This is a genomic window from Peribacillus tepidiphilus, assembly GCF_009466385.1.
Classification (GTDB): domain Bacteria; phylum Bacillota; class Bacilli; order Bacillales; family DSM-1321; genus Bacillus_BN; species Bacillus_BN tepidiphilus.
Genome location: NZ_WIAQ01000021.1, coordinates 30,350 through 46,627 on the forward strand (window position 1 = coordinate 30,350; position 16,278 = coordinate 46,627).

At 36.4% G+C, this 16,278-nt stretch carries 13 protein-coding genes; 10 read left to right on the forward strand and 3 right to left on the reverse strand.

Annotated features, from left to right (window positions below; translation table 11 throughout):
• Positions 1-35 precede the first annotated feature (35 nt).
• The gene (locus GD441_RS11800) at positions 36-341 is read left to right on the forward strand and encodes a DUF4931 domain-containing protein (RefSeq protein WP_153126640.1); all 306 of its coding nucleotides are present in this window, start codon (positions 36-38) and stop codon (positions 339-341) included.
• 62 nt (positions 342-403) lie between these two features.
• Complete coding sequence (locus GD441_RS11805; RefSeq protein WP_191992173.1) at positions 404-928, forward strand: GNAT family N-acetyltransferase; 525 nt, start codon at positions 404-406, stop codon at positions 926-928.
• 423 nt (positions 929-1,351) lie between these two features.
• Here GD441_RS11805 and GD441_RS11810 read toward each other — a convergent pair whose 3' ends face one another.
• On the reverse strand, positions 1,352-2,272 hold the full coding sequence (locus tag GD441_RS11810) for a LysR family transcriptional regulator (RefSeq protein WP_153126641.1): 921 nt from the start codon (positions 2,270-2,272) through the stop codon (positions 1,352-1,354).
• Between the two features lie 254 nt (positions 2,273-2,526).
• Between GD441_RS11810 and GD441_RS11815 the strand changes: the two genes are divergently transcribed.
• Both GD441_RS11815 and cysI read left to right on the forward strand, forming a co-directional pair.
• The gene (locus GD441_RS11815) at positions 2,527-4,332 is read left to right on the forward strand and encodes an assimilatory sulfite reductase (NADPH) flavoprotein subunit (RefSeq protein ID WP_153126642.1); all 1,806 of its coding nucleotides are present in this window, start codon (positions 2,527-2,529) and stop codon (positions 4,330-4,332) included.
• Between the two features lie 27 nt (positions 4,333-4,359).
• Positions 4,360-6,078, forward strand: a complete 1,719-nt coding sequence (cysI, locus tag GD441_RS11820; RefSeq protein WP_153126643.1) for an assimilatory sulfite reductase (NADPH) hemoprotein subunit — start codon at positions 4,360-4,362, stop codon at positions 6,076-6,078.
• A 501-nt stretch (positions 6,079-6,579) separates the two neighbouring features.
• Here the strand turns inward: cysI and GD441_RS11825 are convergent.
• Positions 6,580-7,989: an amino acid permease gene (locus GD441_RS11825; RefSeq protein WP_225434213.1), complete on the reverse strand. Its 1,410-nt coding sequence runs from the start codon at positions 7,987-7,989 to the stop codon at positions 6,580-6,582.
• Between the two features lie 193 nt (positions 7,990-8,182).
• On the opposite strand from GD441_RS11825, the gene GD441_RS11830 reads away from it, so the two are divergent.
• The 6 genes from GD441_RS11830 (at position 8,183) to GD441_RS11855 (ending at position 13,490) form a co-directional block, all read left to right on the forward strand.
• Positions 8,183-8,881, forward strand: a complete 699-nt coding sequence (locus tag GD441_RS11830; protein ID WP_153126645.1) for a response regulator transcription factor — start codon at positions 8,183-8,185, stop codon at positions 8,879-8,881.
• Between the two features lie 2 nt (positions 8,882-8,883).
• Positions 8,884-9,684, forward strand: a complete 801-nt coding sequence (locus tag GD441_RS11835; RefSeq protein WP_153126646.1) for a sensor histidine kinase — start codon at positions 8,884-8,886, stop codon at positions 9,682-9,684.
• 17 nt (positions 9,685-9,701) lie between these two features.
• Positions 9,702-9,902 (forward strand): ATP-binding protein, encoded by a 201-nt coding sequence (locus GD441_RS11840; protein WP_263862445.1) that lies wholly within the window; start codon positions 9,702-9,704, stop codon positions 9,900-9,902.
• A gap of 371 nt (positions 9,903-10,273) precedes the next feature.
• Positions 10,274-11,038 (forward strand): ABC transporter ATP-binding protein, encoded by a 765-nt coding sequence (locus GD441_RS11845; RefSeq protein WP_153126647.1) that lies wholly within the window; start codon positions 10,274-10,276, stop codon positions 11,036-11,038.
• A complete protein-coding gene (locus GD441_RS11850) occupies positions 11,028-12,989 on the forward strand; it encodes an FtsX-like permease family protein (RefSeq protein WP_153126648.1) in 1,962 nt (653 codons plus the stop codon). The genes GD441_RS11845 and GD441_RS11850 overlap by 11 nt, the downstream gene beginning before the upstream one ends.
• A 129-nt stretch (positions 12,990-13,118) precedes the next feature.
• On the forward strand, positions 13,119-13,490 hold the full coding sequence (locus GD441_RS11855) for a hypothetical protein (RefSeq protein WP_153126649.1): 372 nt from the start codon (positions 13,119-13,121) through the stop codon (positions 13,488-13,490).
• Between the two features lie 1,075 nt (positions 13,491-14,565).
• Here GD441_RS11855 and GD441_RS11860 read toward each other — a convergent pair.
• Positions 14,566-15,978, reverse strand: a complete 1,413-nt coding sequence (locus GD441_RS11860) for an amino acid permease (RefSeq protein ID WP_153126650.1) — start codon at positions 15,976-15,978, stop codon at positions 14,566-14,568.
• Between the last annotated feature and the right edge of the window lie 300 nt (positions 15,979-16,278).

Consider the following 16,278-nt stretch of genomic DNA (forward strand, 5'->3'; position numbering starts at 1 on the left):
AAACGTCATTTTCTTACATTTATTGGAGGATATTCATGGAAACTGATACTCAATTATACTTTGTCTCTCAGACCAGCAAAAAGAAGCCTGAAACCATCAGAAATAAACATAATGCATGTCCTTTTTGTAACGTAGATGAATTAGAGAATATTATTGCTCAAGAAGGTTCAATTATTCTACTAGAAAATAAATACAAAACATTAAAGAACACATTTCAAACGGTTCTAATTGAAACAGCGGATTGTAAAGGGGAATTATCCATCTATAATAAGGATCATTTGTACCGGGTTATTCAATTTGCTATCCGAAACTGGCTGAAGTTCGAAAAAAGTGGTAAATGATCGAAGTTATACAAACTATTAGAATACCTACATATATAACAAAACAATTGGAGGACGATTTAATGAAAATACGAAAAGCAGTGTTATCTGATGCACAAAATATAGCAATCGTTCATGTCGATAGCTGGAGAACGACATATAAGGGTATTGTTTCAGATGAATTCTTAACAAACTTATCATATGAAGAACGGAAGCGTCTATGGGAAAATGTTATACCCAATGGGAATGTATTTGTTGCTGAAAATGAAGAAGGACAAATTGTAGGATTTTCATCGGGTGGAAAAGAAAGAACAGGAAAGTATAAGAAGTACGATGGTGAATTATATGCCATTTATATCTTAAAAGAGTACCAAGGAAAAGGACTGGGCAAAGAGCTTATTCAACCAATAATCAATGATCTAAAAAATTCAAATATAAATTCAATGCTTGTTTGGGTTATTGAAGACAATAACGCACGGTATTTTTACGAATCTCTTGGAGGTATAAGAATCGATTCAGAAATGGTAGAAATTGCTGAAAAAAAGGTAAAAGAAATTGCTTATGGGTGGGAGGATATAGATACTATTGAAAATCAATTAAGGTCTTAAAAGGTTAGATTAATCGTCAACGTATCAATAAGATATGGAAGATGCAGTAATACACCATTTAGATAAAAGAAACAAGACGTACTGATTTAAAAAAATAAACCATGTTTTTTAATTCGTCTGAGATAAGTTAATATCCTATGGAGTCACTGACTAATTTGTGTCATGTTTTTTATTACTTAATAGGGAGTAATAATGGTGGATCATCTTTTTTGATTTTTCCGTTAAAACATATCCATCTTTTATTTTCTTATGATCTCCTTGGGCGATTCCATTTAATTGCATACTTTATCCAGCGCTATAATCATTAAGGCTTTTAGAAAAGGTTTCATGTAATTTCTTTAAAGAAATAATATATCAACGAAAAGTTCGTAAGGGTCAAATTTTTATTATAGCACCCGTAAAGAAATTAAGCAGAATGTCATATTAAAACATTCTGCTTTTATTTGTTGATTTGATTTCGTTAGGCCATTTTTTGTTTAACGCACTGATAAATGTCTTAACGTTCTTTTTATTTTGCATAACGGGGGAGAAAACATAGGAAAGCGTTCTATTAAAGGACTGATTTTTCAATTTTATAATGGAAAGAATTCCTTGCTGTACGTCTCTTTCTATGACACTACGGGATAGAAGCGAAAGACCCATACCATTAATAAGTGTTTCTTTAATTCCTTGACTACTACTTATGGTAAGAAGCGATTTCACTTTCAATCCATTTGAACGAAAGAAATGGTTAAGATATTCACGTGTACCTGATCCAACTTCTCTGGTCACCCATGCTTGATTCTGAAGGTCGGCCATTGTTACTTCATCTTTTTTAGCCAGTTCATGATTGTTCGAAGAAACAATATATAATTCATCTTCCATAAAAGAATGTACGGAAAGCTCCTTTTCATTGGTTTGACCTTCAATTAAACCAATGTCTACTTGATACAATCGCACAGATTGAACAATTTCTTCCGTATTTCCAATTACCACATGAATTTCTAGTTCTGGATAGTCATTTTGAATTTCAAAAAGTAATGATGGCAATATATACTCGCCAATTGAAAAACTTGCCCCAATTTTTAATTCTCCTTTTATAGAGTGATGATGTTCCAAGATATCTTGTTTAGTCTGTTCGTAAATCGTGATCATTTGCTTTGCACGTTCGTATAAAATTTCGCCTGTTGGAGTGATTTGTAAGAATTTTGGAGATCGTACAAACAATTTGGTTTGGAATTCTTTTTCTAAATTTTTAATATGTAAACTTACACTTGGCTGTGACATTAGAAGAATCTCGGCTGTTTTTGTAAAATTTTTAACCTCCGCAAGGGTTACAAAAGTTTTTAATTCGTCATAGTACAAAAAATCAACCCCTAATTATTAGTAATCTTAATAGCTATGATAAATTATATGTATTTTACTAATGTTCTGACTTTTAGTAAAGTTTAATTATTAACTTTTAAAGTCAATCTATAGATTGTTAACGAAATAAAACCGACTTGACTTATAGGAATAGTAAAAAACAACTAAAGTTTGAATGGTTAAGAATTGTTGAACCTAGTAATAGTTAAAAGATGACGTACGAAAGTTTATTTTCTTTTGCGAGGTGGATTTTGTTGCAACTTCAGGTTTTGAACAGTCCGTTTAATCAGGAGCAGGCAGAACTCCTTAACCGCCTTTTGCCAACATTAACTGAGTCACAAAAAATTTGGCTGAGCGGTTATCTGGCCGCGTCTCAGTCTGTTTCCGTTCCGGGTACATCAGAGCTTCCTATAGGGAATACCAAGCAGACAATCTCAAAAGAAGTGACCATTCTTTACGGGTCTCAGACGGGCAATGCCCAGGGGCTTGCAAAGAAGGCCGGCAAGAAGCTTGAGGAGAACGGTTTTCAAGTAACCGTTTCGTCCATGGCCGATTTTAAACCGAACCATATTAAAAAAGTCCAAAACCTGCTTATTATGGTAAGTACACATGGTGAAGGTGACCCGCCGGATAATGCACTCTCATTCCATGAGTACCTTCATAGTAAAAGGGCTCCAAAGCTTGACGATCTTCATTTTTCTGTTTTATCGCTTGGAGATAGCTCGTATGAGTTTTTCTGTAAGACAGGAAAAGAATTCGATTCTCGACTGGAAGATCTTGGAGGAACAAGGCTTTATCCGCGTTTTGACTGCGATGTAGATTTTGATGAGCCTGCAGCAGAATGGCTTGAAGGAGTCCTTGTTAGCTTAAATGAAGCGAGGGGAGGAAGTGCTGTTGCTGCTATAGCAGCAACACAAGAAGCGGTTCAATCGGTATATTCCAGAACCAATCCATTTAGAGCGGAAGTGCTTGAAAATATTAATTTGAATGGCCGTGGTTCGAATAAAGAAACGCGTCACATCGAGTTATCCCTTGAAGGGTCTGGCTTATCATTTGAACCGGGTGACAGCCTCGGAATTTATCCGGAAAACGATCCGGCTCTAGTCGACCTGCTTCTAGAGGAATTAAAATGGGATCCTAAAGAAATGGTAACGATTAATAAACAGGGAGACGTTCGTCCACTTAAAGAAGCGCTTATCTCCTATTATGAAATTACGGTTTTAACAAAACCGCTACTTGAGAAGGTCGTTCAACTTACGGCGAATGAGGATTTACGGGAGTTTTTATCACCTGGCAATGAAGAAAAAGTAAAAGCGTATCTGGAAGGACGCGATTTGCTTGATTTAATCCGTGATTTTGGTCCATGGGGAGATTCGGCACAAGAATTTGTCTCCATTCTTCGAAAAATTCCGGCTCGTCTTTATTCGATTGCGAGCAGCTTATCCGCAAATCCAGATGAAGTGCATTTGACAATCGGTGCAGTCCGTTATGATGCACACGGTCGTGAACGAAAAGGCGTCTGTTCTATTTTTTGCGCGGAGCGTTTGCAGCCAGGGGATACACTGCCGGTTTTCATTCAGCATAACGAAAACTTTAAACTGCCAAAGGATCCAGAAACGCCGATCATTATGGTTGGACCAGGGACAGGTGTTGCACCGTTCCGTTCCTTTATGCAGGAGCGTGAAGAATTGGGAGCGGTCGGTAAATCATGGTTGTTTTTCGGTGACCAGCATTTCGTGACTGATTTCCTTTACCAAACTGAATGGCAAAAGTGGCTGAAAAACGGCGTACTGACGAAAATGGACGTCGCGTTTTCGCGTGACACGGATAAAAAAGTGTATGTGCAGCACCGTATGCTTGAACACAGCAAAGAACTGTTTGAGTGGCTTGAAGAAGGAGCGGTTGTCTACATTTGCGGAGATGAGAAAAACATGGCACATGATGTCCATAATACGCTTATTGATATTATTGCAAAAGAAGGCAGCATGAGCCGGGAACAAGCGGAAGCTTATTTGGTCGACATGCAACAGAAAAAACGCTACCAGCGTGATGTATACTGAATTTCGGATTGAAAGGAGTTTTTCAACATGGTAAACCCAAATTTAAAAGCACCGGACGGTCCGCCAAGCGATGTTGAACGCATTAAAGAAGAGAGCAATTATTTGCGCGGAACGCTAGCGGAATCGATGGTAGAGCCACTAAGTGCGGGGATTTCAGAAGATGACAATCGCCTGATGAAATTCCACGGTAGCTATTTGCAGGATGATCGGGATCTCCGCAATGAGCGCCAAAAGCAAAAACTTGAACCTGCATACCAGTTTATGCTGCGCGTTCGTTTGCCAGGTGGTGTAGCAACACCCGATCAATGGTTGGTCATGGACGAACTTGCCCAAAAAAACGGCAACGGTACGTTAAAACTAACAACACGCATGACCTTTCAAATGCATGGGATTTTAAAATGGAATATGAAACATACGATTCAGGAAATTCATTCATCTCTTATGGATACGATTGCGGCGTGCGGTGATGTCAACCGGAACGTCATGTGTAACCCGAATCCATTTCAATCAGAGATCCATACGGAAGTATATGAATGGTCGAAAATATTGAGCGATCGTTTATTGCCACGTACTAGAGCGTATTATGAACTTTGGCTAGATGAAGAAAAAGTAGCTGGCACGCCGGAAATGGAAGAAGTTGAACCAATGTACGGACCTCTCTATTTGCCGAGAAAGTTTAAGATTGGTATCGCTGTTCCGCCATCGAATGACATTGATGTCTTTTCACAGGACCTAGGATTTATTGCAATCGTTGAAAATGGTAAGCTTGTCGGTTTTAACGTTGCGATCGGCGGCGGTATGGGCATGACACATGGCGACAAAACTACCTATCCACAGCTCGCAAAAGTAATCGGCTTCTGTACGCCGGACAAAATTTATGATGTAGCGGAAAAAGTTATTACGATTCAGCGCGACTATGGAAATCGTTCCGAACGAAAAAATGCACGGTTTAAGTACACAGTGGACCGACTCGGGTTGGAAACGGTCAAGGCTGAACTAGAAAACCGACTAGGCTGGAGCCTAGATGAAGCAAAGCCGTATCATTTTGACCATAACGGCGACCGCTACGGATGGGTGAAAGGTGTTCAAGGAAAATGGCATTTTACGATGTTTGTAGAAGGTGGTCGTATTAAAGATTTTGACGACTACAAGCTGATGACTGGATTGCGCGAAATCGCCAAAATCCATACCGGAGATTTCCGACTAACAGCCAATCAAAATCTGATCATTGCGAATGTATCAAGCCAAAAAAAGAAAAAGATTAGCGAACTGCTCGAACAATACGGTTTGTCAGATGGTAAGCATCATTCAGCACTTCGCCGCAGTTCAATCGCATGCGTTGCTCTTCCAACCTGCGGACTCGCGATGGCGGAAGCAGAACGCTATTTGCCAGTTTTAATCGATAAGATAGAAGAAATGATTGATGAAAACGGATTGCGCGACAAAGAAATAACGATTCGCATGACCGGCTGTCCGAACGGCTGTGCACGCCATGCGCTCGGAGAAATTGGCTTTATCGGGAAAGCACCAGGCAAATACAATATGTACCTCGGTGCAGCCTTTGACGGAAGCCGCTTAAGCAAAATGTACCGTGAAAACATCGGTGAAGAAGAAATTTTAAAAGAACTACGCGTACTTCTTTCCCGTTACGCAAAAGAAAGGCAGGAAGGTGAGCACTTCGGTGACTTTGTCATCCGAGCTGGTATTGTCAAAGCAACAACAGACGGCACGAATTTTCATGATTGATCAAAATGCACGAGACAGGAGCGATTCCTGTCTTTTTTTGTCCAGTTAAAAATGAAGGTCTATAAAAAATGTTGCGGTACATTAATTTTAAAATTTGGCTGAAGGATTTTAACTAACAATGGAATCCCATGATAAAAGAATGTGTTATATAATTGATGAATATTTGAAAGGAAAGACGAACATTTGAGCATATTAAAATTGAATGAATTAAAAAAAGAACTCAAAGAATTTGATCAAAAGGAGCTGATTCAGTTAATTTCAGAACTTTAAAAACTAAATAAAGATGTTCAACATTACTTATCAAATAAGTTTTTAGGTGAAGAAGCTATTATAGATTTATATGAAAAAACAAAAAAGAAAATAAAAAATGAATTTTTTCCCGAACGTGGTTTTGGAAAAATGCGATTAGCTGAAGCAAAAAGTGCAATTATAAAAATAGAGATAAACAAACAGCCAAGTGCTTTTTTAAGAAAGCCTTGGCTGTTTTATTAACCTGCTTATCTAGTTTGCTTTTTTCATAATATTCCTTTGCTCTTGGTATGAATCTTTTTGTTGGCGCTTCGTTCTATAGATCAAATAAAAACTTAAACCTATCATCATCCAAATGCAGAAATATAACCACGCTTCTAGCGGAAGGCGAGTCATTAAGAAGAAAGAACACGCAATCGTCAAGATGGGAAGATATGGAACTAGCGGTGCCCTGAATCCTCTTTGCAGATTTGGATGTGTTTTGCGAAGTATCATAACGGATAAGGCAACCATCATAAATGTTAACAAAGCACCAATATTGACTAAGTTGGACAATGCTCTCAAATCAATAAATCCAGCAATTGCTGCACCTGTAAATCCTGCAATCCAAGTCGAAAAAACGGGTGCTTGAGATTGTGAATGAACGACTGAGAACGGTTTTGGTAGAAGACGATCGCGACTCATAGAGAACAGAACGCGTACTGTTGCGTAAAGATACACAAATATAACGGTTGTAATGCCCGCAATGGCTCCTACTGATAATACTCCTGCAGCAAAATTTTGTCCGACAGCGTGAAGCGCAAATGCCATCGCATCGGAAACATTTAATAAATGATATGGAACCATTCCTGTTAAGACTAAGCAAACGATAACGTATAAAAGAGTGCACACAACTAAAGAAACCATAATGCCAATTGGCAAATCACGCTGCGGTTTTTTCACTTCTTCTGCCGCAGTTGCAACAGCATCAAACCCTAAAAATGCAAAGAACACAGTAGCAGTTCCTGCTAGAACTCCTTTCCACCCAAAAGGCATGAATGGATCCCAATTTTCCGGTTGAACATAGAATATTCCAACAATAATAAATAATAAAATGATGAATAATTTGATGGCTACCATCGTATTATTCACTTTCTTACTTTCTTGCACACCTTTTGACAGTACCCATGTCATAAGTAAAATAATACAGACAGCCGGCAAGTTCACCATTCCGCCTTGTTGAGGTACTGCACTTAGCATTTTTGGAATATGCAAATGAAATCCTTCTAACAACGAGTGAAAATACGCAGACCATCCATTTGCTACGGCTGCGGCAGACAAAAGATAAATTAAAAGTTGCGTCCATCCTATTAGATAAGCAACTACTTCCCCAATGGTCACATAAGTGTACGTATAGACACCTCCGGAAACAGGAAGAGTCGATGCTATTTCTGCATAACAAAACGCTACAAATCCACAAACCAATGCTGCCAGCATGAATGAAAAGATAATCGAAGGACCTGCATCATTTGCTGCTGCGACACCTGTCAACACAAGAATGCCGATCCCAACAATCGCGCCGATCCCAAGCAATATTAAATCATAGGCACCTAGTGTTTTCTGCAATGTTTTCTTTTGGCTCAACAAGTAAGTTATTGACTTTTTTTGAAGTAAATTCATGATGTCTCCTCTCTTTTATTTAATTAATCCAAAATGCCAGACAATTTGTTATTATATCATGTTTCTACTTTTTTCGACATATTTTTTATTACCTTATTATGGTAATATTATAATAGATTCATTTTATAGGGCTTCTAAATAGAAAGATTTTAATTTAGTAAAGAAGTGGGGCAATAGTAAAAAAGGAGAATCTACTATGTATAAACTTTTGCTTATTGAAGACGATATACAGTTAAGTAAACTTATTCAGGAAAACTTGGAGCGCTACGGATATGTTGTACATCACCCTAAGAATTTTTCAAATCTATTAGAGGAATTTACAAGTATAAAACCTGATCTAGTTTTGCTAGATATTAACTTACCTTATTATGACGGTTTTTTTTTATGCAGAAGTTTTCGCAAGGAATCTAATGTCCCGATCATTATTATTTCAGCTCGCAGCCAAGAACTAGACCAGATAATGGCTATTGAGCTTGGAGCGGACGATTATATTACAAAGCCATTTACGTTTGAAATATTCCAATCTAAAGTCAAAGCAACGATAAGGAGAGTATACGGGGAATACGCAACAAAGGAAACGATAAAAATTTGTGTTGGTCCGCTATGTATTGATGCCAAAACTCTTACATTAACTTGCCATGAGAAAAAAGTCGAACTTAGCAAAAACGAATATAAGCTTTTGAAAAAATTAATAGAAAATAAAAACACTTTTATATCGAGAGAAGAGCTAATCGAGGAAGTGTGGGACTCGGTAACATTCGTAGATGATAATACACTAACCGTAAATATTAGTAGAATCAAGCAAATACTTTTTCAACTAGGGTTTGATCATGCCATAAAAAGTAAAAGAGGGGTAGGATACATGTTTCACTTTCCTACATCTATGGGGGATTAACCATGCTTAAACATATTTTAAAAAAATTTATAAAAGACAGATCCCTTCTCATCGGATTTTATTTAGTAAACATGGCTTGCATGATAACTTTTTTCCATCTAAGTGAACCAGCGAACACAGAGTTTTTCTATCCTTTATCCATAGGGTTATTTTTATTAACTATATACCTGGTAATTGACTTTTTCCACTACCATCAAACAAATCGAGCGATCGAGCTTATATTAAGGAATCAATTTGCAGAATTACATCCACATACAGAGGAACAAAAAGCGTTTCAGCAATTGTTAAATAAAATAATATGGGAGCACACTAGTAAATACAATGAAATGAAAGAGCGAAATAAAGAAAGATTATACTTTTTATCCCATTGGATGCACTATTTAAAAACACCTGTTTCCGTGATCGAGCTAATCATTCATAAAGAAGAAAAAACAAATGAAACTGCTGAGGTTTTTGATAAAATTCTTCAAGAAAACAAACGTCTACATACATCAATAGAACAAGGTTTAACAATGATAAGATTAAAGAACTTCGAAAATGACTTGGAAGTAAAATCTGTTGATTTACTCGTTTCTTTAAGAAAAGTAATTAACGGGCGAAAAAGGGAATTTATCTACCAATCTGTATTTCCTTCTATTGAATTTTCAGGTAAGCACGCTTATGTTGTCACTGACTCCAAGTGGAACGAAATCTTATTAGACCAGATCATCTCCAACGCCATTAAATACTCTAGCACAAAAAGTGGAAGCAAAAAACTATCTTTCGTATTGAAGTTAATGGAAACTATACAACCTTATCAATAACAGACGAAGGTGTTGGCATTCCTTCCTATGATCTTGATCGAGTATTTCAGCCATTTTTCACAGGAGAAAACGGAAGAAAATTTCCAAACTCCACAGGCATTGGACTCTACCTATGCAAAAAAATTGCTGACCAACTTGATCAAACCATTACTATACAATCCAAAGTCTCCGAAGGCACAACTGTAACCATTCGATGGGTGACGGGGAATGAACAATGAACAAAGAAACAAATTGAATAGAGGGGCAATGGCTTCGAAATAAGAATCAAAGATGTCTCGAAAACAGGATTGAAATAGATAAAGTATGTTTTACGCACATTCAGGCTAATTGAAAACACTTGTCAGTTGAGGAACGAACCCGTACAAGGAGCGGAGTTACCCTAAATGGTCATGAGTATCAGAGGAGGGTTTGTGACGAAGAGTGCGAGCGTTTGTCAACAGCTAAAATTACCTTACAAAAATGTAAGCTATTTTTAGCGTATTCGATGGATGAAATTCTTTTTGTCACTTAGGATGATGTTAAAGCAGTTTAAGAAGATGAAAGAATACTGCTCGAATATTCTCTTCCATTCACCAAAGGAGGAAATACAATGATCATTTTAGAGGCTAGTAATATAGTTAAAATATACGGAGAGTATGGTGGTGAAGGTTCTACAACTGCGTTGGGCGGAGTAAGCCTATCCATTAATAAAGGAGAGTTTATTGCGATTATGGGCCCGTCTGGGAGTGGTAAAACGACGTTGCTTAACGTATTGAGTGGAATTGATAAACCTACTTCAGGTGAAGTTACCATTGTGGGCCGAAAAATAAGCGAGATGACGGGTGAACAATTAGCTCTATTTCGTCGTAAACAATTAGGTTTCGTATTTCAGGAATTTAACCTTTTAGACAGCTTAACTGTAAAAGAAAATATCATTCTACCAATGGTACTAGAAAAGAAAAAGGCAACCGAAATGGAAGCTAAGGTTCAACATCTTGCAAAGCTCTTCGAAATTGAAGCAATCTTGGACAAATATCCCTACAATATTTCAGGTGGACAGCAACAACGAACGGCCGTTAGTCGAGCTCTAGTGAATGATCCTAGTATCATTTTTGCCGATGAACCAACAGGAAATTTGGATTCTAAATCGTCAGCGGTCATTATGGAATGTTTTGAAAAAATCGTTCACGAGTTATCTACAACTGTTCTCCTTGTTACACACGACATTTTCGCAGCTAGCTACTGTAGGAAAGTGATCTTTATAAAAGACGGCCACATCTATTCCTACATCGTAAAAAAAGGTAGCAGGAAAGAGTTCTTAAATCAAATCATGGATAACCTTGCTGTCTTAGGGGGGAGAACCCATGTCTTTTAATCAAATCGTGTGGAAAATGGCAAAGGTTCATTATAAAAAATACATTTTTTACTTCTTATGCAACAGTTTTGCAGTCATGTTTTTCTTTATGTTTTCGACTGTATACTTCAACGAGCGAGTAGTCCAAGTGAAGAAGGTAGAATCGATTCAATATGTGTTAACAGTTCCGGGTGTTGCTCTTGTTGTTTTTACTGTATTTTTTATTAGTTATGCACACAATGTATTTATAAAAAGAAGAAGAAGTGAACTCGGGCTGTTCATGACATTAGGAATGTCCAATCGTGATATAAGCAAATTGTTACTGCTAGAAAATGGCGTCATTGCCCTCTTTTCGATCATTTCTGGTATTCTAACAGGAACCATATTTGCTAGACTATTCTATTTGCTATTAATGAATAGTGTTGGATTACATGGGGTTCCTTTTCATTTTAATAGCAAAATGTTCGTGTACTCGATCATTACCTTTTTAATCGTATTTTTCATCGCAGTCGGAAAATCACTCTTCCACACACTAAAACATAACGTTATTCATAGCTTAAAAAGCGACAAGGTTTCAGAGACAATAAAGATGAAAAGCCCGCTAATAGGTGGTATAGGACTGGCTATTATGATTGGATCCGTTCTGGGTCTTTATTATACATATTCAAATTCTATTGCGGGTGGTGAGTACCTGTTTCTTTGGGCAATGTCAACATTCATAGGATTATACATTAGCCTTTATCAATTCACTAGTTTTTTTATAGAGCTTGCTAAAAAATACAAACCATTTTATTATCGCCGATTATTATTTCTGACAAATCTAGATTACAAATTTAAACAACTGACATCTATACTTATGCTCGTCACAGTCATGATAATGGTAACTATTTTGTACAGCACCATAATATTGTCCACCTACATATTAACTGAAAAGCAAGCAATTGATGGCAATCCTTTTGATATAGCATTTATCCAAGCAGAAAACAAAAATAACTTGGCTTTAGAAGAACTTTATTCGATTGTTGACCAAAAAGAAAATCCCATCCAAAAACATCTGGTGATACCGATCTATTCCTACTATCAAAAACAAACATACAGTGACTGGTCATTTGTCTATAATTTTATGTCAGTGGACCATTTTAATCAGTTAACTTCCAATCAGCTGAAATTACAAGATCATGAATTTCTATATTATATAAATGATGACCCAGAAAACGCAGCAAGCGGTAGTAATTATGACCAAGGTCTTACTCTTCCAACTAGAAATGGGGAGGTAACCTATACACTGAAGAAAACGATTGTCAAAAAAAATTTCAACAACCTATATAATCTTTATGACTGTATTATTGTAAGCAATTCCGAATTCAAGATACTAAAAGATCACTTAGATGGTTTTGAATCAAATATTCATTTAATCAATGTAGCCAACTGGAAGAATACAACGAATACAGTTGAGAAACTAGACAGGACGCTTAAAAGCTACAATGAAAATACTCCACCAATTGTTGATGTTCGGACAGAGAATGCCACCGAAGAAGACTTATTTCGGATTGCCTCTAAAGTGGAGGATTATAATGACAACAAAAATTCTAATGGTATATTATTCTTCGTAACCACTTTTTTAAGTATCATTTTCTTCTTTGGATCGTTTATTCTACTATATTTAAATCTCTTTTCCGAGATTGATAAGGAAAAAAATAAGTATAAAAAACTTAATAATATAGGAATTACTGCAAAGGAAGTAAAGCGAATCATTTCAAGGGAGATAACAGCTCTATTCTTTGTCCCAACCATTGTAGGAACAACGTTAGCTTTTCTTTACATCGTTGCGATGGCAACGGATATTGGTGGAGTCTCGAAAAATCCTGAGATATTATTGCATTTCTTCATCGTTGCAGGAATCTACCACTTCATACAAGTAGGATTTTTCCTATATGCAAGGAAGAGAATGTTTTTGCATCTGACAGAATGAGTGGGGCAGGGAGAAAAACGGCGAAGATCACAAAGTTTTAATCACACCAGGGGGAATTATTTTACAAGAAAATACATTTACTTCGATTTGATAGATTGATATTAAAGAATTTTCAATGGTCAAGAATCATTGGATACCTCACTTTGGCCAACAGTATTAATTGAAAATTTAACCCCTGAACACTTTGAAGTCTACAAACAAACTAGGATTATTTATAAAGCAGTAAGCAGATATATATTACGTAATATTATCAAGGACCACAAGAAATGCGTTGAGATTTTCAATAAAGCCCAACAAAATGGTGATGTTTGTCCCCATGCATTAGCAATTACTTGTTGGAAAATGGAGTGTGAGGGAATAGATTCATTTTGGAAAATAAAAAATCAAACAAAAATTCGAGAAACATATGATTTTGAATGCATAAGAGAACGGTTTAGTTTATTTATTCGTGGACCTTTTATGACACACCTAGAAGAAGTATTAAAGGTATCCGCCTTATAAATCTCCAATTCGAATAGCAATGGATAAAATGGACAATAAGAACTTAACGAAATAGAAGGAAATGACAAAAAACTATGAAATATTTAGAAATAAAGATTGAGGTAATAGTTGAAGGTTGTCTGTTTTAATTGATGCTACTTATGATAAACTTAGTTTATAAATTTTGCTAAATAAATGTACTGTAGCGTTAGGTTTGTGAAAGTGTGAAAGAATGAATGCTGGACAGTAGACATATTGGTGCAATTCCAATGGAAAAAGTAGTAGGAACTACAAAAGTTATTTATTGGCCCATTGAAGAGATAAAAATAGTAGACAATTAAAGAATTATGGATGAGCGGATCTCAAATTGTCCAACAAACAGGAACCGTAATTTTTCTATAGATATATTTTTAAAATAAGATTTCATATACAAGATTTTTGGTAATTTAAGTTAGTAGACACTTGAAATTCACCAAAATTAAATGTTGGATCTACAACCGGATAAAAATCAAAAGGTAACAAAGAATCCAAACAAGAAAAGTTTGTACAAAGATTCTTGTCATTTTTGTACAAACTTTTTTGTCGTTTTTGTCCGGAGATTTATATCGGCGAACATTATGGGAACTTGGGGGAATAGGGGTTAATCTCACGCGGTTTTATATTCTAGTTTACATAATATATATTATAGGAAGTTAATTCAACACACGGAATCCATGTCTCAAATCAAAAGATTACTTAACTTAGTGAGATGAAACAGAAATTTTTATATAGATCATCCTGGTTCAGTTCAAATAAATCATTTTCAAAAATCTTTCTTAATATTATTTATCTAACTCCAGAAAAATTTTTACGCTCTCAATAACTTTGAAAAATCTTTTCACAAATTTTGATTGTGTTTTGTTTGATTTTATAATCAATTAAATCAGACAATTTAGATCTTGTTGCATGTTATCATTTATCTGTTTACCAGTTTACATAATGCTTCTTATTTTCTAACAATCTACATGATCCTTATAAAGTTAAATATCTGTTGAATATCAAAAAAGCCTGCTGGTATTTTATACCAACAGACTTTTTTGTCTTTTATCGAAACTGCTTAACTTGCTGTCGTTTTTGTTTGTGCTTTTGGTAGTTTTCCGTAGAATACGATACCACTTGCTAATAGAATCATTCCGAATGTGAAGGTTTTGATGTCTGCAGTTCCAGCAATGATTACCCATGTGGAATAGATAACTGCTATTCCTCCAATAACTCCATCGAGCATTCTTGCTTTTTTATTGCCTTCATACGTTTCACCTGTAAGTACGAGCTTCAACTGGAATGTTGAGGCAATAAAGTATGGGATTAAATAAGATAAAGTAGCAATATAGATGACAAAATTAAATGCTGCTGAAATTGAATTAGAAATGGTTGAAAAGATGAAAAGCTGACCAAGAAGGTTTGTTACCACAAGAGAAAATACTGGTAATCCCTTCTTGTTCTCTTTCATGAAAGCTGTCAAAAACAGACCTTGTTTTGCTGCAGCTACGGGAACTTCGGCTGCAAGCATGATCCAGCCAATTGTAGATCCTACTAAACTAATGAGTCCTAAACCTGCTAACAGTTTTCCGCCGATAGGACCGAGAACTGTTTCAATAGCATCAATTAATGGTTTTTCTGATTGAATCAGGGCTTCTTGGCTTAACATACCCATTACAAGAGTGCTGATTCCAACATATATAGCAAGTGCTATAAAGAGCCCCAGTACAGTCGCTCTTTTTACATCCGTTTGTTTTTTCGCTCTTGATGAGAACACAACTGCAGATTCTACACCAATAAACGCCCAGAGTGTTGTAACTGCAGCGTTGTTAATTTGACCTAATAGCCCTACTGTATGGCCTGCTGAATCGATTTTAGCAGCTACAAATGGCACAATATTTGCTTTTTGAAAGGCAAATAAACCAATAACAATGAATAGAACAAATCCAACTACTTTTGCTGCTGTTGCAACGAAATTAATCTTACCTGCACTTTCAATCCCTCTTAAAATGACAAAGTGCGTTCCCCATAAAAGTAACGTACACACTATAAACGTCAAGGCATTTCCAACCTTTAACGTGAAATTACTCACCGATACTAGCTCAGCTTCACTCGAAAGAATTGGGAAAAATGTAGATAAATAACTTGCAAACGTTGTGATAATAGCAATGTTCCCTGCTAAGTTTCCGATCCAATATCCCCAGGATGACATGAATCCTGCCAAAATAGAAGCTGGTGATTCTGGTCTAAACAATTCTTTCGCATAAATCTGTGGACCACCATTTAAATTAGGTTTTCTTATTCCTAAATTCCCGAACACTAACGCAGTTGCAAGAACACCAAATCCTGTTAAGCACCATGCTAGAATTACACCAGCTGGACTAGCAACCTCAGAAAGAGATTGTGGCAGCATAAAGATCCCGGATCCAACCATATTACCGACTACAAGTGCAGTCAAAATCCAAAATCCTAATTTGTTTGACTTACTCAATACGAAAACTCCCTTCTGACTTTCAACAAGGACATAAGAAAAATAAAATCTCCCTTTGTCTTGTTTACATTTTTTCTTATTTTTATACATTGATGTCCTATCCAAGGGTTAGAAACCCTAAGCTTTTCGATGATGGGAGTTTACATAACAAAATGTTTTTAAAAATCGAGTAGGAGGGGGTGACTAACCCCCGACCTCTCACACCACCGTACGTACCGTTCGGTATACGGCGGTTCAATTAAGTATGACGTAGAGTCTGATACCTTTCAGTTAGACTTCTTAACCCTCGGTGACTCCAAT

Bases quoted from the DNA above. Each gene is read 5' to 3' on its own strand.
- GD441_RS11850 (WP_153126648.1), top strand. From the start codon at position 11,028: ATGTCTTTTAATCAAATCGTGTGGAAAATGGCAAAGGTTCATTATAAA.
- GD441_RS11830 (WP_153126645.1), top strand. From the start codon at position 8,183: ATGTATAAACTTTTGCTTATTGAAGACGATATACAGTTAAGTAAACTT.
- GD441_RS11800 (WP_153126640.1), top strand. From the start codon at position 36: ATGGAAACTGATACTCAATTATACTTTGTCTCTCAGACCAGCAAAAAG.
- GD441_RS11845 (WP_153126647.1), top strand. From the start codon at position 10,274: ATGATCATTTTAGAGGCTAGTAATATAGTTAAAATATACGGAGAGTAT.
- GD441_RS11835 (WP_153126646.1), top strand. From the start codon at position 8,884: ATGCTTAAACATATTTTAAAAAAATTTATAAAAGACAGATCCCTTCTC.
- GD441_RS11805 (WP_191992173.1), top strand. From the start codon at position 404: ATGAAAATACGAAAAGCAGTGTTATCTGATGCACAAAATATAGCAATC.
- cysI (WP_153126643.1), top strand. From the start codon at position 4,360: ATGGTAAACCCAAATTTAAAAGCACCGGACGGTCCGCCAAGCGATGTT.